We start from the raw sequence: 22,444 nt of genomic DNA on the forward strand, positions 1-22,444 counted from the left end.
CTATATGGTGGCGGTATGCCAACCTGTGGCGCTTAAGGAAACCCCATGTCTCTTGGAACGAAAATCGCGTGGGACGACACCGTCCTGCCCTTTCAACTTGATGTATCGGATATGCGCGGCCGTGTGGCGCGGCTGGATGGTGTGTTGGATGGCATCCTGAAACAGCATGATTACCCCGAACAGGTTGAGGCCTTGGTTGCTGAAATGGCGCTGCTGACCGCGTTGATCGGCCAGACCGTTGCGCTGCGCTGGAAGCTGTCGCTGCAAGTGCAGTCGAAAGGGCCGGTGCGCATGATCGCGACCGATTACTATGCGCCGCAGGAAGAGGGTGAACCGGCCCAAATCCGCGCCTATGCCAGTTTCGACCGGGAACGGCTGAACGACAGCGCGCCGTTTGATCAGGTGGGCGAGGGCTATTTTGCCATCATGATCGATCAGGGTGAGGGCACGCAGCCCTATCAGGGCATCACACCGCTGTCCGGAGGTTCGCTACGCGCCTGCGCCGAGGCCTATTTTGCGCAATCCGAGCAATTGCCAACGCGCTTCTCGCTGAGCTTCGGTAAATCCACCGAACCGGGTGTGGGCGAACATTGGCGTGCTGGCGGCGTGATGTTGCAGCACATGCCCAAGGCCTCGCCGTTTGTGGCCTCGGGTGAAGGGAACGGAGATATCCTTAACGCCTCCGATCTGGTGGATGGGGATGAAAGCGAGAACTGGGGCCGGGTAAACATCCTGCTGGATACGGTGGACGATCTGGAACTGATCGGCCCATCCGTCGCGCCAACTGACCTGTTGATCCGCCTGTTCCACGAGGAACAGCCCCGCGTCTATGACGCACAGATGGTCAAATTTGGCTGCACCTGCTCAGAGGATCGCGTGCGGCAAAGCCTGTCGATCTATTCAGCACAGGACATTGCCAAGATGACCACGGATGAGGGTACTGTAACGGCCGATTGTCAGTTCTGCGGTGCGCATTATGTGTTGGATCCGCGCACTGTTGGCTTTGACGCCCAAGATGCGGATCGTGAATGATCCTGTCTCACAGCTGACTATGGCGCTGAACCGCCCCGGTGCCGGGTCGAGCGACTTTGACCTCAATCCTGAAACCGTTCTGCCAGCGGGGCGCAAGCTGCGCCCTGCCGGTGTTCTGGTGCCGGTGGTACTGAACGGCGACGCACCGCGACTTATCCTGACAAAACGGTCCTCGGCCCTGAAACACCACCCCGGTCAGATCGCCTTTCCCGGAGGTAAGCAGGACGAAGGGGATGCGGATGTCACAGCAACCGCCTTGCGCGAGGCGCAGGAGGAAATCGGCCTGTCCCCTGATATCCCCCGCATTCTGGGCCATCTGCCCATCCACGAAACCGTGACGTCCTTTTCCGTGACACCGGTGGTTGCGGTTTTGGACCGCGATTTCAAACCCGCGCCCGAACCCGGAGAAGTGGACGAAGTTTTCTCAGTTCCACTTGCGCATGTGCTGAACCCGGCGAATTATGTCATTGAGTCGCGCCGTTGGCGCGGTCAGAGGCGGTATTATTTCGCTGTGCCCTATGGCCCTTATTATATCTGGGGCGCAACGGCACGTATGCTTCGGGGTTTGGCGGCGCGAGTGAGTGAATGACGCGGATTAGCGAAGACTGGATCAAGGCTGAGGCCACACAAAAAGTCTGCGCGGCTTTCACCAACGCCGGGATGCAGGCGTTGTTTGTGGGGGGGTGTGTGCGCAATGCGCTGCTGCAGGCCCCGGTGTCCGACATCGACATCGCAACAGATGCGCGCCCCGATCAGGTGATCGAGCTTGCAACCGCGGCGGGCCTGAAGGTGATACCCACCGGGATCGATCACGGAACCGTCACGATCGTCAGTACGGGCATTCCGCATGAAGTCACCACCTTTCGCCGCGATGTGGAAACCGATGGGCGCCGCGCGGTTGTGGCCTATTCTGACCAGGTCGAAGAAGATGCCGCCCGGCGCGATTTCACGATGAACGCGCTTTATGCGCGCCCGGACGGTACGATTCTGGACCCGCTTGGCGGTCTGCCCGATCTGCAGGCACGCCGGGTGCGTTTCATCGGAGAGGCCGCCGACCGGATCAAAGAGGATTACCTCAGATCGCTGCGCTATTTTCGCTTTCATGCCTGGTATGGCGACGCCGAGGCCGGGTTTGATCCGGATGCTCTGGCTGCAATAGCCTCTCATCTGGACGGGCTTGAAACACTGTCGCGCGAACGGGTTGGGGCCGAGATGCTCAAGCTGCTTGGCGCGCCAGATCCGGCCCCGTCGGTCGCCGCGATGCGGAGCACGGGGGTGTTGCCGCGATTGCTGCCGGGAGCGGATGACACCGCGCTGCCGGTTCTGGTGAAGCTGGAACAGGATGCCCATATCCCGCCCGATCCGATTCGCCGTCTCTCTGCCATCATGCCGCGAGATGTGGCGCAGACGCTGCGCCTCAGCCGGGCGCAATTGCAGCGCCTGACCCGGATGCGGGACGAGGCGATGGGAACCGGAGGCATCGCCGAGCTGGGTTTTCGCTATGGTGTCGAGGAAGGGGTCCACGAAACGCTGCTGCGCTGCGCCTTACTGGAACAGCCCTGGTCGGATGATCTGGTGAAAGCCCTTGAAAGCGGGGCCGCCGCCTGTTTCCCTATCCATGCCAAGGACCTTATTCCGCGCTATTCCGGCCCCGCACTGGGCCAGAAATTGGCTGAGCTTGAGGCGCGCTGGATCGCCTCAGATTTCGCGTTGAGCCGCGAAGATTTGCTGACCGATTAAATTGAAGTCTCAAAAGGGGATGACAAACCCCACAAGTTTTGGCAGGGTGCGCCTGACTTACATGGAGGGAGGAATGCGAATGTATTACGGGATCTGGTTCGGCTAAAGCCCGGAACACGTGACCCGTTGGGGTGGTGTTCTGGCGCCATCTGACTTCGCATGACCTTTTTTGACTCGCTCGATTGGAGCACTCTCCATGTTTCGCTATTTCGAAAACCTTGTAGACCCTTTTGCTGCTTATAAAGAAAACGACACACCGCCGACGCGGCTGTGGCCGTTCATGCTGGACTATTCGCGCCCGTTTTATGGTGTGTTTGTCTGGGCCGGGCTGATCTCGATCATCGTAGCCGCGGTCGAGGTCGGGTTGATTTATTATATGGGTCGGGTCGTCGACCTGTTGGGCAGCTCTCCGGCCGAGATGTGGCAGGCGCACGGCACCGAACTGATGCTGATGGCTGCGTTTATTCTGGTGCTGCGGCCCTTATTGCATGTGTTCGACGTTTTGCTTCTGAACAATACGATCCTGCCGAACTTTGGCACGCTGATTCGCTGGCGGGCGCATAAGCATGTTCTGCGTCAGTCGGTTGGCTGGTTTGAAAATGATTTCGCTGGACGGATCGCCAACCGCATCATGCAGACCCCGCCTGCCGCGGGTGAGGTGGTGTTTCAGGTCTTTGACGCGATTTCGTTCTCGCTGGCCTATCTGATCGGTGCGGCCATTCTGTTGATGGCGGCAGATGTGCGTCTGTTGTTACCGCTGCTGATCTGGTTTGCCCTCTATGCCTGCCTTGTGCGCTGGACAGTCCGGCGGGTTGGCCCGGCGTCACAGGCAGCCTCGGACGCGCGCTCGACCGTGACGGGCCGGGTAGTGGACAGCTATACCAACATCCATTCGGTCAAGATGTTCGCCCATGCTGAACAGGAACTGGACTATGCGCGCGAAGCAATTCAGGAAACGCGCCGTACCTTCCAGATTGAGATGCGCATTTTCACCATCATGGATGCGGTTCTGGTCACACTGAACGGGTTGCTGATCATCGGCGTGGTTGGTTGGGCGATTGCCCTGTGGATGCAAGGCAGCGCCTCGGTTGGTGTGGTCGCGGCGGCTACCGCTCTGACCCTGCGGCTGAATGCAATGACCGGATGGATCATGTGGGCGCTGACCAGTTTCTTCCGCCAATTGGGCGTTGTGGCCGAAGGGATGGAAACCATCGCGCAGCCTATTGACCTGCTGGACGCGCAACGTGCCGAACCGCTGCTACTGAGCAAGGGTGAGATCGAAATTCGCGATCTCTCGCATCACTATGGCCGCAAAACCGGTGGTCTGGATCATGTCAGCCTGACCATCCAGCCGGGTGAGAAAGTGGGCCTGATCGGACGGTCGGGGGCTGGTAAATCGACCCTGGTAAAGCTGCTTTTGCGGTTCTATGACGTCGAAAGCGGTGCGATCCTGATCGACGATCAGGACATCAGCATCGTCACGCAGGACAGCTTGCGCAGCAATATCGGCATGGTCCAGCAGGACAGCGCGCTGCTGCACCGTTCGGTACGCGACAATATCCTCTATGGCCGTCCCGACGCGACCGAGGATCAGATGATTGCTGCCGCCAAGCAGGCCGAGGCGCATGAGTTCATCCTCGATCTGCAAGACCCGCAGGGACGCACCGGTTATGACGCGCATGTGGGCGAACGGGGCGTGAAACTTAGCGGTGGTCAGCGGCAACGCGTGACGCTTGCGCGGGTGATCCTGAAAGACGCGCCGATTTTGCTGTTGGACGAGGCGACATCCGCCCTAGATTCCGAGGTCGAAGCGTCGATTCAGGAAACCCTCTACGGCATGATGCAAGGTAAAACCGTGATCGCCATTGCCCACCGGCTGAGCACCATCGCCCAGATGGACCGCATTCTGGTGATGGATGGCGGCCGGATCGTCGAAGAAGGCGCCCATGCCGAACTGTTGTCGCAGGGTGGTCTTTACGCGCAGTTCTGGGCGCGGCAATCTGGCGGATTCATGAACCCCGAGGCCGCTGAATGAGACTTGCCGACCTGATCTATCCGTTCACGGACACCGAAACGCCCCCACCACAAACGCTGGGGGCGTTTATTCGCTGGTGCCTGTCCGGGGCGTGGCCGATGCTGTTTGTGGCCGCGTTCTTTTCCGCGTTGGCGGGCACGATGGAGGCCGGAACCGCCTGGATTCTTGGGCGCGTGATTGATGTGGCCACTGCCAACGGTCCGGATCAGTTTCTGACGGCGCAAAACCTCTGGATGATCCTTGGCGCCATTGCCTTCTTTATGTTGCTGCGCCCGATCCTGTTCGGGCTGTCGTCCGTCTCGAACAACTATATCGTGATGCCCAATATCGCGCCGCTGGTTCTGGCCAAGCTCAACCGTTGGACGCTGGGCCAGTCGGTGACCTATTTCGACGATGATTTTGCGGGCCGGATCGCTCAAAAGCAGATGCAGACCTCAAACGCGATGACGTCGGTGGTGTCCGAAACCATCAGTGCGATTGTCTTTGCGATGGCGTCTTTGGTGGGCTCTTTGCTTTTGTTAGGGTCTATTCATCCACTGGTGATGATTCCGTTTGTTGCCTGGTTGGCGGTCTATTTCTGGTTGATCCGCTGGTATCTGCCACGCATCCGTCAACGCTCGGCCGCGCGGGCGGGGGCGCGGGCCATGGTATCGGGGCAGGTCGTGGATACGATCACCAATATCAAAACCGTCAAGCTGTTCGCGCATTCCGAATTCGAGGATCAGGCTGCGTGCAACTCGATGGTGGACCTGCGCGACAAGTCGCTGGCCTTTGGTAAACTGTCGGCCAGCTTTCGGTTTATCCTGATGGTTCTGGCGGGCATTCTGCCGGTATTGCTGTTGGGCGCCACGCTCTGGCTGTGGCAGGGTGGCAGCGCAACAACCGGCGATGTTGTGGCCGCAGGGGCGGTGTCCATTCGTATCTCGCAGATGACTGGATGGGTCAGTTTCACGCTGATGGGTCTTTATGCCAATGTCGGTGAGATCGAAAACGGCATGAACACTCTAGCCAAACGTGACCGGGTCGAAGATGCGGCTGCAGCGACTGATCTGACCGTTTCAAAAGGGCGGATCGCCTTCGACAATGTCAGCTTTGCCTATGGACGCAATATCGGCGGTGTTGCTGACCTCGATCTGACCATTCAGCCCGGCGAGAAGCTGGGCATTGTTGGTGCCTCGGGTGCGGGCAAATCGACCTTGGTTTCGCTGCTATTGCGGCTCTATGACAGGGAAAATGGCGCTATTTTGATCGATGATCAGGACATCGCACAGGTCACGCAGGACAGCCTGCGCCGCCATATCGGCATGGTCACGCAGGAAACCGCGATGTTCAATCGCTCGGCCCGCGACAATATCCTGTATGGCCGCCCCGATGCCACCGAAGACGATATGATCGCCGCCGCCCATAAGGCTGAGGCGCATGAGTTCATTCTGGGTCTGCAAGACGGGCAGGGGCGCATTGGTTATGATGCCCATCTGGGCGAACGCGGCGTCAAGTTGAGCGGCGGTCAGCGCCAACGGATTGCGCTGGCCCGCGCCATCCTCAAGGACGCGCCCATTCTGGTGCTGGACGAGGCGACCTCGGCACTGGATTCCGAGGTTGAGGCGTCGATCCAGGCAGCTCTGCACCGGGTGATGGAGGGCAAAACCGTTCTGGCCATCGCGCATCGGCTGTCGACGCTTAGCGAAATGGATCGGATCATCGTTCTGGATCAGGGGCGCATCGTCGAGGATGGCCCCCATGAGGTGTTGTTGTCTCAGGGCGGTCTGTATGCGCGGTTCTGGCACCGCCAGTCGGGTGGCTTCATTCAGACCGAAGCTGCGGAATAGGGGTTCTTTTAACGCCGCAGCCCGGTTATCAGGCCAGCCATGACGCAGGATTACACCATTCTCCGCCTTGGCCACCAGGGCGACGGCATCGCTGATGGTCCCGTTTATGCGCCCCGCACCCTTCCGGGCGAGGTCGTCAGCGGTACGCTGGATGGATCGGTGTTGACCGATATCCGCGTCAACACCCCGTCAGAGGATCGGGTCAAAGCGCCGTGCCGCCACTATAGATCCTGCGGTGGCTGCCAGCTGCAACATGCATCCGACGCCTTTGTGGCGGATTGGAAGGTTGAAGTCGTCCGCACTGCATTGGCCGCGCAGGGGCTTGAGGCGCCGATGCGTCCGATCCACACCTCGCCCGAACGATCCCGTCGCCGCGCCACTATTGCAGTCCGGCGCACCAAAAAGGGAACGCTGGCCGGGTTTCATGGGCGGGCCTCGGACACGATCACTGAAATCCCCGATTGCCACCTGCTGGACCCGGCCCTGATCGCCGCGATCCCCGTTGCCGAGGCGCTGGCGCTTCTGGGCGGCAGCCGCAAGGCGGTTCTGGCGGTGACGCTGACGCTGTCTGATGCCGGTCTGGATGTCTCGGTCAAAGGGGGCAAGCCGCTGGATGGTCCGCTGGAACTGGCGCTGGCGCAGGCGACCGAACAGCACGGGCTTGCCCGGCTCAGCTGGGAGGGTGAGGTGATCGCGATGCGGCACGCTCCGGTTCAGCGTTTTGGCAAAGCCGCGGTGGTCCCGCCCCCCGGCGCATTCCTGCAGGCCACCACGGATGGAGAACAGGCTCTAACACAGGCAGTTCTGGATATTGTCGGCCCTGCCAAGCAGGTTGCAGACCTCTTCGCCGGCAGCGGGACATTTTCCCTGCCGCTGGCCGAACAGGCCGAGGTGCATGCCACTGAAGGTGAGCGCGAGATGACGCGCGCACTGGATCAAGGATGGCGCAAGGCGGAAGGTTTGAAAAAGGTCACAACCGAGGCGCGCGACCTGTTCCGCCGCCCGCTGATGCCGGATGAGCTGAAACGCTTCGAAGCCGTTGTGCTGGACCCGCCCCGCGCCGGGGCGGAGGCGCAGGTGGCCGAACTGGCGCAGGCACATATTCCGGTGATCGCCTATGTCTCGTGCAACCCGGTCAGCTTTGCGCGGGATGCAAAAACGCTCACCCAAGCGGGATACACCCTTGAATGGGTGCAGGTTGTTGACCAATTTCGATGGTCATCTCACACCGAACTTGTAGGCAGTTTCAGAAGGTCAGCAAAATCATGACTCAACAGGAGAGCGCCGAAATGGGGATCAGGCAGCGGTTGCAGACCTTTGTGGAAAGCACAAAGTTTTCGCGATTCATCACAATTATCATCCTGATCAATGCGGTTCTGCTGGGGATGGAGACATCGCCCACAATCATGGGCAAAGCCGGACATCTGATCGAGTTTCTGGACAGCGTTTGCCTTGCCATCTTTGTGGCTGAAATCGCGATGAAGCTGACCGTAACCGGGCGGCGTTATTTCACCAATGGCTGGAACATCTTTGATTTCACGATTGTTGGTATCGCCCTGGTGCCAGGCGCGGGCGGCCTGTCGGTCTTGCGGGCGTTGCGGATTTTGCGGGTGCTGCGTGTCATTTCGGTGGCGCCCAGCCTGCGCCGCGTGGTCGAAGGCTTTATCTCGGCGCTGCCGGGCATGGCCAGCGTGTTCATGTTGATGGCGATCCTGTTCTACATCGGCGCTGTGATCTCGACGAAGCTATTCTCGCAATCCTTCCCCGATTGGTTCGGCGATCTGGGCCTGTCGGCCTATACGTTGTTCCAGATCATGACGCTGGAAAGCTGGTCCATGGGTATCGTCCGTCCGGTGATGGAGGTTTATCCATACGCCTGGATGTTCTTTGTTCCCTTCATTATGGTGACCACCTTTGCGGTGGTGAACTTGCTGGTCGGCCTCATCGTCAACTCAATGCAGGACGCGCATCACGCGGAAGATGGCGAAAAAACCGACGCCTATCGCGATGAGGTGCTGGAACGCCTCGAAGCCATCGAAAAACACCTGTTGGCGCAGTCGAACAGCAAAAAGTGATTTCAGTTTTCAGCTTTTTTGGCATAATAGCCGAAAAAAAGCAGCAGGCAGTGAACACATGGATCGTCGAGCATTTGGTTTGGGGGCAATGGCAACGCTGAGTCTTTCGGCATGTGCCTCAGCAGGACCCAAATTTCTTTCTTATAATGGACCCGAAGTGACCTCTCTGGTCGTTAACAAGGGTGCGCGCAAAATGTACCTTTTGCACAATGAACAGATCTTGCGGGAATATGACGTGGATCTGGGCTTTGCGCCGAACGGCACCAAGACGCAGCGCGGCGATGGCCGGACGCCCGAGGGGTCGTATCTGATCGATCGCCGCAACCCGCGCAGCCGCTATCATCTGTCGCTGGGGATTTCTTATCCTGATTCCAAGGACATCGCGCAGGCCAAGGCCGCGGGCGTCGATCCCGGCGGTGATATCTTCATCCACGGACAGCCCAATCTGCGGTCCGAGTTCAAGCGCGCGAAAAAGACCCCGGATTGGACGGCGGGTTGCATCGCGGTCAAGAATGAAGAGATGGAAGAGATCTATGCCATGGTGAACGAAGGCACCTTGATCACGCTGCGGCCCTGAACCGGTTCACAGCGGTTTCCAGTTCCCAAACCCATAGAGCAGATAGTCCCGCTGGTAGGCGTCCGCCGCCAGCTCTTCTAGGCGCGTGTCGTAAATCTCGGCCAGTGCAAACGGAGCATCCGGCGCTGCCGCTTGTGGTTTGGGCGGATTTTCGTGTCCAAGCTTGCGCGCTAGATCGGGCAGCGCCACCCCGATTTCGTCCTCGCGCAGGATCAAGTCAGGCATGGCAAAGACCGACATGCCCTCCAGCGCGCTGCACTGACTGCACCACAGCCCGTCCACGCGGATTGGGGTCTGGCCTGACAGGTTTTGCCGCAGAAAGCCCAGATAGGCGGCAAAGGCCTCGTAATGCTGGTCTTTCGAATAGTTCTGTTTCCGCACCTGCCCCGGGATCGGCAGCTTGAACCGTTTGCGCAACTGGTTGCGGATATTGATATACGCGTCGGGTCCGGTGCTCAGGATATGGCTGCAGAACACGCTGTGCGCCCGCGCTAAAGGGTGCCTTAGCACGGTGAACTTGCGATGATCGAGGTTCGATTGCATCCAACGACGCATTTGCCTTTGATTTCGATTGGTGGCCAGATCGTCAGGCTGCGCCCCGTCCAAATCAACCATCCATTGCGCAACCACATCCTCAGGTCCACCGCGCACCGGTAGATACATCAGCGGCGATTTCGGCGCGAGGACATAGCGCGAGACGGTTGGCCCCCGACGCGGCTCAAAACTTGGGGTGCTGTGCAGGTTGAAACTGTCAATCCGGGACAGTGCCTGTTCCATCTCATCCGGATTGGTGACTTTTTGCAGTGCTGGCGCCGGGTTCTGCGGTTTCAGCCGGTCATCAAGACCATCCAGCCGTGCGGTCACACCCAGCCATGCGGCCAGGCCGTTCAGCACCTCAAGCTGGTTCAAATCATCATAGTTGATATAAAATGCCGTCTGACCGGTTTTTTGCAAGTGATTCAACAGAGTCAGCTGAAACCCCTGCTGGCGATCCAAATATTCGGCAAAACCATCCGGATCAAAGGCCACGTGCGCCGCTTTGCGCCGTTTCACATTGGTCAGCTGCCACTGGTTGGTTTCGCGGGCAATTTGCAGGGACACATAACTGTCCAGCGGATTGCGGGTCAGGATGATCTTGGCACAGCGCGGGTCGTCCAGCGCTGGTTCCAGCACCCGCGGATCGTGGCCCTGAAAGTAACGGAATCCGTTCAGCTCTCCGGAGGCGCTGCGGATAGCGTCGATCAGCTGATCGGGGTTTTTGTCGCGTTCCTCAAGCGTCAGGCCCAACAACACCTCGTGTTTTGGACCGCCGATGAAGTGCGGGTTAAACGCCTCACCATGGCAGGCCACGCCCTCCAGCGCGTTTAGATTGGCCTCAAGCAGATTGGAGCCGGTCCGCATCGCAGCAAGAACGATGAAATAGTCGAACTTACGGTCCATGCTGGATCACTGTACCAGATATGGTTTGCGAAATGGTTTGGTCTGGGTGCCAAACACATCGTCTGCAGGAAAATCGCCAACCAGATAGGGGTGCATCCCCTGATTCTTGAGGTTTTGCAGGAATTTCCCAAACCCTGTCAGATCAACCATTTTGGGTGCTTCGATCAGATGACCGGGCTGCTGGGTTCCGATCTCATCAATCACGGTATGCAGGGCATCCATAGGGGCCTCGACAAAATCTGCAAACGACCAGATGCGAACCTTAGCCTTTGTCCATACCGCATCAAGCTCATCTAGCTGAGCGGCCTCGATGCGCTGCAGGCATGCAGCCTTGTTCCGGATATCGGCAAAATTCATATTTGACCGGAACAGCGGCACCGCCCAGGCACCGGTAATGATCGATATCTGCGCATTCTCGTCTCGCGCAAGGAATGTGTTGATCTGTTGCGTATCAGTCGGGCCGAATTGAAAACACTGCCGTTCTCCGCGGGTGTTCCAGACAAGGTTCGACATAAAGGCTGTTGGGTTATAGTCGCGCAGTGTGGCGCAATCGCTCAGCCCGCCATTGATGATATCTGCATCATCGGAAAATTCGGCCCGTTCAGGCGCAAAAAGATGGCCGTGTACCCGCGCGCCGGTTGCATGGGCCAACCAGGGTTCGAACTCCTCAAACAGCTCGGCAAAGCCCTGGAACACAGAATAGGGAAATGCTGTCAAACCGTTTTCGCTGCCCTGACGGGGAAAGCGGCTTTGCATATACAGGCCTGGACGCCCGCGGGTGCGCCGTTCAACCGCTTTGGAAAAGACGCGATCGATTTTGCCAGGATTTGGTTCTGCTGGCTTCATCGCGCCGGCTCGGTCGGTCAATAGGGCTTGATAAAGCCGATCCGCCTGTGGCCAGATCTTGCGTGCGACAAAGCAGTCCGACCGGCGCAGCAACTGCAGATGGTCGTCATAGAAAATATGTGGACGACCTTGATAGTCGAATTTCGACAGTGTCAGCGAGCGGCTTTCGATATGGGTCGAATACAGTCGGGCCAGGGTTTGGAAATAGCTTTCATCCGGTATCCAAACACGACTGAAATAGCGATCATAGGTTTTGCGTTTCGGATCCTGAAGAATAGCCGAGAGCGTTTGTCGTGTCAGGCACCACCACTGGCTGCCCATATGCGGCACCAGGTCCTCGGGCATCCGGCGGCGAAAGCCCAATTTGCGTTGCAGTTTCACGTAGGAATCAAACAGCTTGCGGTGTTTGCGCCAGGAAAATGGGAAATGCAGCGTGAATCGTTCGGAATCCAGGCCCCCTATGGTCCAGCTCACATCTGCCGTCGTAGCGCTTTCGATGAAATCAACCCGTGGCCGGTCGGCCAAGTAATCGATCAGCTGCTCAACCGGCCTCAGTGGAAGGCAGGCCCCTGAGGACAGATAGACATGGCGGACATCAGGAAACCGCTCAAGCATCAGGGTTGCGGCGGATTGCGAGGCCGCAACGATACCCCATCCGCCCCATTCGCAAGTGTGCCGGTCGCTAAACAGGATCAGCGGATTGTCAGCGCAGGATGTGATAAAGTCATCGCAAGCTTTGCCCCGCACCTTGCGATCTATGTGAACGACCACCGGACAGCCGGATGCGGTCCAGTGCCGGGCCACCTGTTCGGCTCGGTCCAGCGCCGTATGTACCAGCATGACCACACCCAGGGTGCTCATGCCCAGTTTCCTTTTGACATCAAACCGAGGATCTCAAGCTGCCGCCAGTTTATGTATTTCTCGGACCATTCGCACCAGAACACGGGCTTATCTTCTAGCTGCTCGACATAGGCCTGATACTCGCTCGATCCACCATAATGCTGGCCACGGACCAGTTCCTCGCGCGCTTTCTGGCCCAGTGTGTCGATGAGCTTGGCATGCAGTAGCGCGCCACTGACCTTCTCTCCACCGCCAGCATCATAGACTTGATTCAGCCCGCGCGGCAGCAATGAATGGGTCGAGCTGACATAGACATAGCGCCGATCCCATTTCACTAGTGGAATTTTGTTCAATGCGGGTGCTTTCTCGGGCTTGTCCTGAAAAAACACTCGGCTGCGCGGTCCGCCTTGAATCCAAAGATTTCCATAGGTTGGATTCTTAGTGATCATGTAGTTGCCGGAATCGAACCAAGGAGCGAGTTCGAACGGATCCTGACCTTCGTGATAAACGGCGTCCTGAACCGGCCCATCGGGATACATGTCGATCAGCATCGTGCCAAAGCTGCGCACCCCGGTACCTTCAAGCCAGTCGGTCAGGGCCCGGATCGGGCGTGTATCGCAAAAAGGGTAGATAAAGAACTCATCTGGATCAACCGTCAGAACCCAATGTCCATGCGCGTATTTGCGCAACAGGTGGTTCGACCAGTCCAATCCGTAAGAGGCCCTTTTGTAGCTGGCCTCAGCGCACCAGAGCGAGACATCAGGCTGTTCCTTAAGATAGGCGCCCGTGCCGTCGTCGCTGTTGTTGTCGATAAACAGAAAGTGCTCGATGCCCAATTTTCGGTAATAGGACAAGAAATAGGGCAGACGAATCTTTTCGTTACGTACAACGCTCAGCAACAAAATGCTGTCGGGCCGAATATCTGCCGTATTGTCGCTGACAGGCTTCAATTCCCGTCGTCTGCGCAGGCACCGCAATAGACGACGCTTGCGCCGCAATCTCATCCGATATGAATCCAATAGGCTCACGCGACTGCCCAACCTTTGTTATACGCGAGCATGCCCGGTGTGGTGCAGCGTGCCGGGCAACTACCGTGTTATGACATTTTAGCAGCCTGAGAAGCAATGTATTTAAAAGGCGTTAGCTTGTGCCGGGTTTCTTGATTCATGTAGCTGGACCTCAGGCCCAGCCAGCGGCATTCATCAGCCTAAGCTCCTGCAACTGCGCCCAGCCTGAATAGCGCACGGAATGTGGCTGCCACAGATCGGGCTCGGCGATAATGCTATCATAGTATGGCTCGAATTGGTCAGGATCATGGAAATGCTGTCGCCGTTCCTTTTCGATTTTTGCGCAGGCGACGATCTGTGGCAGGAATTTCGTATGCAGCAGAACGCCGGATGGCGCATTGCTACCGGGGCCGTCATAGGCAAAGTTTAGGACGCGCGGCAGCGCGGAATGGCAAGAGTTTACATAGGCATAGCGCCGCGACCAGTGCATCAGTGGTATCTTGTTCAGCGTAGGCGAACGATCTGGGCGATCCGCAAAGAACACACGCTCACGCACGCCGCCCTGAACCCATAGATTGCCCAAGGGCTGTTGACGGCGTGCACGATATGGGGCGATGTCAAACCAGCTCAGCACTTTGGTTGGGTCGCTGTTCGGATCATAGCTCTGCTGCCCCAGCGGGCCTTTGGGGTAAAGGTCCAGCATCAGCGCACCAAACACCGACCGGCCCTGGCCCTGCAGCCAGTTGGTCAGATCATGCAGTGATCTTGTGTCGTGATGGGCATAGACCAGCAACTCGTCCGCATCTGCCATCAGTGTCCAATGACTATGCCCGTATCGCATCTGCAGCCAGGTCAGCCAGTCAAGGCCAAACCGCGACGTGCGATAGCTGGCCTCGGTCTGCCACAGCGACACATCTGGTTGATCGCGTAGGTATTCGACCGTGCCGTCATCGCTGCCATTGTCGACCATCAGAAAGTGATCGACCCCGAGGTTGCGATAGTGCTGAAAGAACCACGGCAGGCGGATCATCTCGTTCCGCAAGGTGGTGAAGGCAAGAATATCGCCCTTGGCAATCCGCCCGGTCCGGTCTGTCAGACAAGACAGCTGATGGCGGCTGCGAAAGGAGCGCCACAAAAGCCGCCGCCGTTTCAGGCGCAGGCGGTATTGCTGCACCCAGCTAGGGACAGGCTGTGACTGCCCCTCAGAGCGGTTCATTTCTGGTAGTTTCCGTTCTGATGCCAGCGCCACGCATCCGCGATCATCGTTTCTAACGTTGATCTTTTTGGGGTCCAGCCCAGATCGTTTTCAGCCCGGACGGATCCGGAAACCAGTTTTGTGCAATCCCCGGCCCGGCGTGGCCCGATGTCATACGGCACCGCGCGGTTTGTGACAGCTTTGGAATGGTCAATCACTTGCATCACCGAAAAGCCCGAGCCGGTACCCAGATTGAACACCTGACTGTCCTTGCCCTGCTCCAGCCAGTTCAGCCCCAGCACATGCGCATCGACCAGATCGCAGACATGCACATAGTCGCGGATACAGGTCCCGTCGGGCGTATCATAATCGGTGCCAAACACGGTCAGCGCATCACGCTTGCCGTCGATGGCATCCAGCATCAGCGGCACCAGATGCGTCTCGGGGCGGTGGAATTCGCCCACCTCGCCGTCGGGGTCCGCGCCCGCGACGTTAAAATAGCGAAAGATCACGTGGTTCAGCCCGTCAGAGGCCTGAAAATCGCGCAGAATGTCCTCGATCGCCCGTTTCGACGCGCCGTAGGCGTTCAGCGGATGCTGGGGTGTTTGTTCGTCCAGCACCACATTGTCATGTTCGCCATAGGTGGCGCAGGTCGAGGAAAAGACGAAATTCTTGCACACGGCCGCAACCGCCGCCTCGATCAGGTTCAGCGATCCAGTGACGTTGTTGGACCAGTATTTCCCTGGTTCCGACATTGCCTCACCCACCTGGCTGAGGGCCGCGAAATGCATCACGGCGGCGGGCTGGTATTTGGCAAACACCTCATCCAGTCGGGCGCGGTCCAGCAAATCGCCCTGTTCAAACGGGCCAAATTTCACAGCGTCCTGCCAGCCGGTGATCAGATTGTCGAAGGTCACGGGCACATAGCCCGCCTGTTTCAGCGCCTTGCACGCATGCGATCCGATATATCCGGCGCCGCCGGTCACAAGTATATTTGTCATCTATGGTCCTGCCATATGCCCATGTGTAAAAGGGTGGTTTTGCTATTTCTGTGCAGCGACGGAGGGTTATTCCAAACCCATCGCGGCCATCATCTCTTCGATCTTTGCGACATCCTGCGGGTTGTTCAGCTCCCAGAACTGACGGCCTTTGGCTTCGACCTCAACGCACAGAACCTTGCGCCCGTTTTCCATGAAACGCAGCTGCTCAAGCCCCTCAAGGGTTTCCAGTGGCCCTGTCGGCCAGCCGGGGTAAGCCGCCAGCGCATCCGGGCGATAGGCATAGACGCCCACATGGTGAAACACCGGCGTCGGCTGCGCTCCGTCATAGGTTTCTGAGGTAAAAGGGATTACCTCTTTCGAGAAATACAACGCGCTGTGATCTGCGCCAAACACGGCTGTGGTGCCGCCGACCCGGTCGTGCTTGCGATCGTTCAGCAACCCGTTCAGCGCATCGCCATCGCAGCGCAGAACAGGGGTGGCCACACCAGCCTCAGGCGCGCCGCGCAGACCGGCGATCAGGTCTTCGACGAACCAATGCGGCGTTAGCGGGGCGTCACCCTGTAGGTTCACAACGATCTCATAGCCATCGCCCAGAGCCTCATGCGCCTCTGCGCAGCGCTCGGTTCCATTGGCGCAGGTCTCGGACGTCATGACAACGTCGGCCCCAAATGCCTCGGACACCTCGCGAATGCGGTCATCATCGGTGGCCACAACCACACGGTCGACACCCGCCACGGATTTCGCAGCGCGCCAGGATCGTTCGATCAGGGTCATTGCGTTGCCGGTTGCACCCGTCAGCGGCACCAGCGGCTTGCCCGGATACCGGGACGAGGCATAGCGGGCCGGGATTGCGATCAGAACAGACATCAGGCCTCCTTCAGGTCAACACCTGGAGCGTAGGCGATGAAAAACGGGTTGGCATAGCCGTCCTTGCCGTAGCTCAGCGGTGAATGGTCGTCAAAGCGCACCACTTTGCCGCCTGCGCCCGCCAGAACTGCATGCCCGGCGGCAGTGTCCCATTCCATCGTGCGGCCTACGCGAGGGTAGATATCTGCCTCGCCGGTGGCCACCAGACAGAATTTCAGGGATGAGCCGGCACTCTTGCTGTCTTTGACCTGATATTTGTTGATGTAATCATCCGTGGCCTGATCCCGATGCGATTTGGAGGCTACAACTAAAAGCGCCGAATTGTCCGGCTTAGAGACTGATATAGGTGACAGATCGCCGGGCTGCTCCTTGTCCAGCGCTCCAGTTTCTTCGACCGTTTGACCATCGGCCAGCGTATAGAATATGCGTTCCCGCGCCGGGGCATAGACGACGCCACGTGTTGGCACGCCGTTTTCGACCAGCGCGATATTGACGGTGAAATCACCTCGGCGATTGATGAATTCCTTGGTCCCGTCCAGCGGATCGACAATCAGGAACGTATCACCCTTTTCCGAATGAGAGGCAGCCTGCTCTTCGGTCACCAGCAAAATATCGGGGAAGGCCGCCCGCAATCCGGCTGAGATCAGTGCATCTGCGGCCTCATCCGCTTCGGTCACAGGGCTGGCATCTGATTTGACTTTTACCTCAAAATCATCGGCCTGATAAATCTCCATGATCTTGTCGCCCGCTTCCAGGGCCAGACGTCGGATGACGGGAATGAGGGCGTCGTAGGTCACAAAAAAGCTCCGTTCCTGTGATTTGTTGATAAAAAACCTGACGGACTTATGCTGTGCCGGATACGGAACGGCAAGAATTTCGTGCCAGATTGCAGGTAATAAAGCGGAAAAGAGCGCGCGCGTGTTTTATTATAAGCGAAATCAATCGCTGCTGGGCGGCGCATTCACGATGGCGGAGATCATCTACCATGCTGTCGTGCGCAATGTGCGTTCTCAGCATTCGAATGCTGTCATCGCCATTCTGGTCAATATTCTGCAGGTTCTGGTGCTGGTCGCGGTGTTCTATACGATCATGTCATTCATGGGCACGCGCGTTGCCAAGGTCAGGGGTGAATTCATACTGTACCTGCTTTCAGGTGTTTTCCTGTTCATGACGCATATCAAATCGGTCGGGGCCATCGCTGGTGTTGGTGCCGGTAACAACCCGATGATGCTGCATTCGCCGATGAATCTGATGGTTGTGCTGTTGGCGACGGCTTTTGGTACGCTCTATACGCAGTTGGTCTCGTTGATGGTAATCCTGTTTCTCTACAGCGTTCTGGTTGCTCCGCTTGAGATTCAGCACCCGGGCGGCGCTTTTGCGATGCTGATCCTTGCCTGGTATGTCGGATGTACGGTTGGCATGATTTTTATGGCGCTCAAGCCGTGGTTTCCCAAGACTGTGGAGATTATGACCAATATCTATCGCCGTATGAACATGATCTTTTCAGGAAAAATGTTCGTGGCCAATGCGCTGGGCGGCGGGTTGCTGCTGATGTTCACCTGGAACCCGCTGTTTCACGCGATTGACCAGTGCCGGGGGTTTGTGTTCCGCAATTATTTTCCGCGCAACACCAGCTGGGAATACGCCCTTTGGGTCGGGGTTGCACTTATGACGATTGGTCTTTTGGGCATCTTCTACACCCGCAAACACGTCTCGCAGAGCTGGAATGCCCGTCGCTAGGTTGCAACCCGCAAGGTCAGGTTGATACGTCCGCCCTTGGGCAGCAGGCGGGATGAACCAAAGCGTATCCTGTCTATCCCGTGATAGGCCAGCCGGGCCGGGCCGCCCATGATGACAACATCGCCCGAGTTCAGCCACAGCGACTCGGTCTTGCCGCCGCGCGTGGTATTACCGATGCGAAACAGCGCATCATCCCCCAGCGAGACCGACAGGACCGGCCATGAGAAATCCGCCTCATCCTTGTCCTGATGCATCCCCATACGCGCGTCTTCGCCGTAGTAGTTGATCAGACAACAATCCGGATCGCGGTCTGTTGTGCAAACCGTGTGCCAGATTTGCAGGATGCTGTCGGGAATGGCAGGCCAGACCGCGCCCTTTGGGTGGCTGTCCTGATACCGGTATCCGGCTTTGTCCGAAACCCATCCCAGCGCCCCGGCTGAGGTCATGCGCACCGACATTTGTTTTCCCGAAGGCGTCGTGGGGCGAAACAGCGGTGCGGTTTTTAGAATCGGCCGCAGCGCTTCGACAATCTCAGCTTGTGCCGCGCCATCCAGATAGCCTTTTCTGATGTCAAACCCGCGCAAAAGCAGCTGTGCCATCCAAGAATCCCCAATCCTTGCCGAAACCTTGCCAAAAAAGGCCACAAAATCCCGAAAACCTGCCTTTCTGAACGCTTGCAGGCCCCTTATCCCGCCCTTATATACGCCTCGACGCGCGATGGTGTAGTGCTGTCGCGCACATCAGATCGGGGATGGGATGCCATAACGGGTCCAGCCCTCGGGACATCGCCTTGAAGAGAAAGGGATTGAAAAATGGGAAAAGTAATCGGGATTGACCTCGGTACCACAAACTCTTGTGTGGCCATCATGGACGGCTCGCAGCCGAAGGTCATCGAAAATGCCGAAGGGGCGCGGACCACGCCCTCGATCGTCGCCTTCACCGAAGATGAGCGTCTGGTCGGTCAGCCTGCTAAACGTCAGGCGGTCACCAACCCCGACAACACGATCTTTGGCGTCAAGCGTCTGATCGGTCGTCGTGTGGATGATGCGGAAGTCGAAAAAGACAAGAAAATGGTGCCGTACGCCATCGTCGATGGCGGCAACGGTGACGCGTGGGTTGAAGCGCGCGGTGAAAAGTACTCCCCAAGCCAAATCTCGGCCTTCACTCTGGGTAAGATGAAGGAAACCGCCGAGAGCTATCTGGGTGAGGAAGTCACGCAGGCGGTTATCACCGTTCCGGCATATTTCAACGACGCACAGCGTCAGGCCACCAAAGACGCCGGTAAAATCGCCGGTCTGGAAGTGCTGCGGATCATCAACGAACCGACGGCCGCCGCTCTGGCCTATGGTCTGGACAAGGAAGAAACCCAAACCATCGCGGTTTATGACCTTGGTGGTGGTACCTTCGACGTGACCATCCTGGAAATCGACGACGGCCTGTTCGAGGTTAAATCGACCAACGGTGACACCTTCCTGGGTGGTGAAGACTTTGACATGCGCATCGTCAACTACCTGGCGGATGAGTTCAAAAAAGAACACGGTGTCGACCTGAGCCAGGACAAGATGGCGCTGCAGCGTCTGAAAGAAGCCGCTGAGAAAGCCAAGATCGAACTGTCCTCGACCTCGCAGACCGAAATCAACCAGCCGTTCATCTCGATGGGCTCGAACGGCCAGCCGCTGCACATGGTCATGAAACTGACCCGTGCCAAGTTGGAATCGCTGGTCTCGGACCTGATCAAGAAGTCGATGAAGCCTTGTGCCGCTGCTCTGAAAGACGCCGGTCTGTCGGCAAGCGACGTAGACGAGGTCGTACTGGTCGGTGGTATGACCCGGATGCCGAAAGTCATCGAAGAGGTCACCAAGTTCTTCGGTAAAGAGCCGCACAAGGGTGTGAACCCAGACGAAGTGGTTGCAATGGGTGCCGCCATTCAGGCCGGTGTTCTGCAAGGTGACGTCAAAGACGTGGTTCTGCTGGACGTGACCCCGCTGTCGCTGGGCATTGAGACGCTGGGTGGCGTGTTCACCCGTCTGATCGACCGCAACACTACAATCCCGACCAAAAAGTCTCAGGTTTTCTCGACCGCTGAAGACAACCAGAACGCCGTGACCATCCGCGTGTTCCAGGGTGAGCGTGAAATGGCTGCGGACAACAAGATCCTGGGTCAATTCAACCTCGAAGATATCCCGCCGGCACCGCGTGGCATGCCTCAGATCGAGGTGACTTTTGACATCGACGCCAACGGCATTGTCTCGGTTTCGGCCAAGGACAAAGGCACCGGCAAAGAGCAGAAGATCACTATCCAGGCCTCGGGCGGTCTGTCCGATGAGGACATCGACAAGATGGTTAAGGACGCCGAAGAGAACGCGGAAGCCGACAAGGAACGCCGTGAGCTGGTCGACGCCAAGAACCAGGCGGAAAGCCTCATCCACTCGACCGAAAAGTCGATGGAAGAGCATGCCGACAAGGTCGACCCGACCACCATCGAAGCCATCGAGCTGGCGATTGCCGCGCTCAAGGACGAGCTGGAAACTGAAAATGCCGACAAGATCAAGTCGGGCATTCAGAACGTCACCGAAGCGGCCATGAAGCTGGGTGAAGCCATCTATAAGGCGCAAGCGGAAGAAGGCGAAGAAGAGCCTGCAGCAGCAGATGCCGCACCGGGTGATGATGACATTGTCGACGCCGAGTTCGAAGATCTGGACGACGACAAGCGTAACTAACGGGTAACCGGGCCAATGCGGGCCGGTCCGGTTGCCGGGCCGGCCCAAATACGTTGAGGCAGAAGGAAACACTGATGTCCAAACGCGACTATTACGAAGTGCTCGGCGTGTCCAAGGGCGCTTCGGCGGATGAGATAAAAAAGGGTTTTCGCAAGAAAGCCAAAGAACTGCATCCGGATCGCAACAAGGACAACCCGGACTCTGAGGCTCAGTTCAAAGAGGCCAACGAGGCCTACGATGTTCTGAAAGATGCAGAACGCAAAGCAGCATATGACCGCTTTGGCCATGCCGCGTTTGAAAACGGCATGGGGGGCGGTGGCCGCCCCGGTGGCGGTTTTGGTCAGGGCGATTTCTCCAGCGCATTTTCGGATGTGTTCGACGACCTGTTTGGCGATTTCATGGGTGGCCAGCGGGGTGGCGGCGGCGGACGACGCGCTGCGCGCGGGTCGGACCTGCGTTATAACCTGCGGGTGACTCTGGAAGAAGCCTATGCAGGCCTACAAAAGACGATCAATGTGCCTACTGCAGTGGCCTGTTCGTCGTGCGAGGGTACCGGTGCCGAAGGTGGTGTCGAACCCACAACCTGCCCAACCTGCTCTGGCATGGGCAAGGTCCGCGCGCAGCAGGGTTTCTTTACCGTTGAACGCACTTGCCCGACCTGTTCGGGTCTGGGTCAGATCATCAAGAACCCCTGTAAAGCCTGTGGTGGCGCGGGCCGGGTTGAAAAAGACCGCGCCCTGTCGGTGAATATCCCGGCAGGCGTCGAAACCGGCACCCGAATCCGTTTGGCTGGCGAGGGTGAGGCCGGAATGCGCGGTGGCCCTCCGGGGGATCTTTATATCTTTGTCGAGGTGTCTCAGCACAAGCTGTTCGAACGCGACAGCGTGAACCTTTATTGCCGTGTTCCTGTCAGCATGGCCAAAGCTGCGCTGGGTGGATCGATCGAGGTTCCGACCATTGATGGCGGGCGCGGTCGCGTTCAGATTCCCGCAGGCAGTCAATCCGGTCGCCAGATGCGCCTGCGCAGCAAGGGTATGCCTGCCCTGCGCGGCAGCGGCGTTGGCGATATGTTCATCGAGCTGGCCGTGGAAACACCCGTCAATCTGACCAGCCGCCAAAACGAGCTGCTGCGCGAGTTTGAAGAGTTGGGCGAAGATAACCACCCGGAATCAAAAAGCTTTTTCTCATCCGTGAAATCCTTTTGGGATGGCATGAAGAGCTGATTGGAACGCATGCTCTTATTAAGGGCCGCTCAGTTTGCGCGGCCTTTTTTCTGTTCATAAAGGGCTACGTTCGGGCTTAAAGCAGGGCGTCGCAAAATTCCCTTGATTATTGGCCGCGCTCCTGAGATGTTCCGCATCAACCGTTGGGGTGCCTCGTTTGGGGCTGAGAGGCGCGGCTGCGCTAACCCATCGAACCTGATCCGGGCAATACCGGCGTAGGGAACGGTCTTACGATGCACAGACGTTTTCCATGCCCCGTTGCCCTTTGAAGATGGAG

19 protein-coding genes and 1 riboswitch are annotated in these 22,444 nt (G+C 57.9%); of the genes, 11 read left to right on the forward strand and 8 right to left on the reverse strand.

What is annotated here, in order from left to right:
- Positions 1 to 45: 45 nt before the first annotated feature.
- From hslO to ACR0I7_RS08475, 8 genes are all read left to right on the forward strand, one after another.
- A complete protein-coding gene (gene hslO / locus ACR0I7_RS08440) occupies positions 46 to 1,032 on the forward strand; it encodes an Hsp33 family molecular chaperone HslO (RefSeq protein WP_480509966.1) in 987 nt (328 codons plus the stop codon).
- Positions 1,016 to 1,621 (forward strand): CoA pyrophosphatase, encoded by a 606-nt coding sequence (locus ACR0I7_RS08445; RefSeq protein WP_480510695.1) that lies wholly within the window; start codon positions 1,016 to 1,018, stop codon positions 1,619 to 1,621. Before hslO ends, ACR0I7_RS08445 begins: the two co-directional genes overlap by 17 nt.
- Positions 1,618 to 2,772: a CCA tRNA nucleotidyltransferase gene (locus ACR0I7_RS08450; protein WP_480509968.1), complete on the forward strand. Its 1,155-nt coding sequence runs from the start codon at positions 1,618 to 1,620 to the stop codon at positions 2,770 to 2,772. Before ACR0I7_RS08445 ends, ACR0I7_RS08450 begins: the two co-directional genes overlap by 4 nt.
- 196 nt (positions 2,773 to 2,968) lie before the next feature.
- Positions 2,969 to 4,807, forward strand: a complete 1,839-nt coding sequence (locus tag ACR0I7_RS08455) for an ABC transporter ATP-binding protein (protein ID WP_480509970.1) — start codon at positions 2,969 to 2,971, stop codon at positions 4,805 to 4,807.
- Positions 4,804 to 6,636 (forward strand): ABC transporter ATP-binding protein, encoded by a 1,833-nt coding sequence (locus tag ACR0I7_RS08460; RefSeq protein WP_480509972.1) that lies wholly within the window; start codon positions 4,804 to 4,806, stop codon positions 6,634 to 6,636. Before ACR0I7_RS08455 ends, ACR0I7_RS08460 begins: the two co-directional genes overlap by 4 nt.
- A 39-nt stretch (positions 6,637 to 6,675) precedes the next feature.
- Positions 6,676 to 7,905 (forward strand): class I SAM-dependent RNA methyltransferase, encoded by a 1,230-nt coding sequence (locus ACR0I7_RS08465; RefSeq protein WP_480509974.1) that lies wholly within the window; start codon positions 6,676 to 6,678, stop codon positions 7,903 to 7,905.
- A gap of 20 nt (positions 7,906 to 7,925) precedes the next feature.
- On the forward strand, positions 7,926 to 8,711 hold the full coding sequence (locus tag ACR0I7_RS08470; protein WP_480510697.1) for an ion transporter: 786 nt from the start codon (positions 7,926 to 7,928) through the stop codon (positions 8,709 to 8,711).
- A 58-nt stretch (positions 8,712 to 8,769) separates the two neighbouring features.
- Complete coding sequence (locus tag ACR0I7_RS08475; RefSeq protein ID WP_480509976.1) at positions 8,770 to 9,288, forward strand: L,D-transpeptidase family protein; 519 nt, start codon at positions 8,770 to 8,772, stop codon at positions 9,286 to 9,288.
- Between the two features lie 6 nt (positions 9,289 to 9,294).
- Here the strand turns inward: ACR0I7_RS08475 and ACR0I7_RS08480 are convergent, their stop codons facing one another.
- The 7 genes from ACR0I7_RS08480 to cysQ form a co-directional block, all read right to left on the reverse strand.
- Complete coding sequence (locus ACR0I7_RS08480) at positions 9,295 to 10,728, reverse strand: nodulation protein NodH (protein ID WP_480509978.1); 1,434 nt, start codon at positions 10,726 to 10,728, stop codon at positions 9,295 to 9,297.
- A 6-nt stretch (positions 10,729 to 10,734) separates the two neighbouring features.
- Positions 10,735 to 12,435: a DUF5927 domain-containing protein gene (locus tag ACR0I7_RS08485; RefSeq protein WP_480509979.1), complete on the reverse strand. Its 1,701-nt coding sequence runs from the start codon at positions 12,433 to 12,435 to the stop codon at positions 10,735 to 10,737.
- Positions 12,432 to 13,418 (reverse strand): glycosyltransferase family 2 protein, encoded by a 987-nt coding sequence (locus tag ACR0I7_RS08490; RefSeq protein ID WP_480509981.1) that lies wholly within the window; start codon positions 13,416 to 13,418, stop codon positions 12,432 to 12,434. The genes ACR0I7_RS08485 and ACR0I7_RS08490 overlap by 4 nt, the downstream gene beginning before the upstream one ends.
- Positions 13,419 to 13,593: 175 nt before the next feature.
- Positions 13,594 to 14,637: a glycosyltransferase family 2 protein gene (locus ACR0I7_RS08495; protein ID WP_480509982.1), complete on the reverse strand. Its 1,044-nt coding sequence runs from the start codon at positions 14,635 to 14,637 to the stop codon at positions 13,594 to 13,596.
- The gene (gene galE, locus ACR0I7_RS08500) at positions 14,634 to 15,617 is read right to left on the reverse strand and encodes a UDP-glucose 4-epimerase GalE (RefSeq protein WP_480509983.1); all 984 of its coding nucleotides are present in this window, start codon (positions 15,615 to 15,617) and stop codon (positions 14,634 to 14,636) included. Before galE ends, ACR0I7_RS08495 begins: the two co-directional genes overlap by 4 nt.
- Positions 15,618 to 15,683: 66 nt before the next feature.
- Positions 15,684 to 16,484, reverse strand: a complete 801-nt coding sequence (locus ACR0I7_RS08505) for a 3-deoxy-manno-octulosonate cytidylyltransferase family protein (RefSeq protein WP_480509985.1) — start codon at positions 16,482 to 16,484, stop codon at positions 15,684 to 15,686.
- Positions 16,484 to 17,281 carry a 3'(2'),5'-bisphosphate nucleotidase CysQ gene (cysQ, locus tag ACR0I7_RS08510; protein ID WP_480509987.1) on the reverse strand — a complete coding sequence of 266 codons (798 nt, stop codon included), beginning with the start codon at positions 17,279 to 17,281 and terminating at the stop codon, positions 16,484 to 16,486. The genes ACR0I7_RS08505 and cysQ overlap by 1 nt, the downstream gene beginning before the upstream one ends.
- Before the next feature lie 121 nt (positions 17,282 to 17,402).
- On the opposite strand from cysQ, the gene ACR0I7_RS08515 reads away from it, so the two are divergent.
- Positions 17,403 to 18,224, forward strand: coding sequence for an ABC transporter permease (locus ACR0I7_RS08515; protein ID WP_480509989.1), 822 nt, complete (start codon positions 17,403 to 17,405; stop codon positions 18,222 to 18,224).
- Here ACR0I7_RS08515 and ACR0I7_RS08520 read toward each other — a convergent pair.
- Entirely contained in the window at positions 18,221 to 18,823 is a 603-nt protein-coding gene (locus ACR0I7_RS08520) for an alpha-ketoglutarate-dependent dioxygenase AlkB family protein (RefSeq protein ID WP_480509991.1), read from the reverse strand. The two genes, ACR0I7_RS08515 and ACR0I7_RS08520, sit on opposite strands and share 4 nt — an antisense overlap.
- 213 nt (positions 18,824 to 19,036) lie before the next feature.
- Here ACR0I7_RS08520 and dnaK point away from each other — a divergent pair, with 213 nt between their 5' ends.
- On the forward strand, positions 19,037 to 20,944 hold the full coding sequence (gene dnaK / locus ACR0I7_RS08525; protein ID WP_480509993.1) for a molecular chaperone DnaK: 1,908 nt from the start codon (positions 19,037 to 19,039) through the stop codon (positions 20,942 to 20,944).
- Positions 20,945 to 21,018: 74 nt separating this feature from the next.
- Positions 21,019 to 22,167 (forward strand): molecular chaperone DnaJ, encoded by a 1,149-nt coding sequence (gene dnaJ / locus ACR0I7_RS08530; protein WP_480509995.1) that lies wholly within the window; start codon positions 21,019 to 21,021, stop codon positions 22,165 to 22,167.
- Between the two features lie 134 nt (positions 22,168 to 22,301).
- A riboswitch (TPP riboswitch) is annotated at positions 22,302 to 22,406 on the forward strand.
- Positions 22,407 to 22,444: the final 38 nt, after the last annotated feature.

Source organism: Ruegeria sp. AM1, assembly GCF_056540745.1.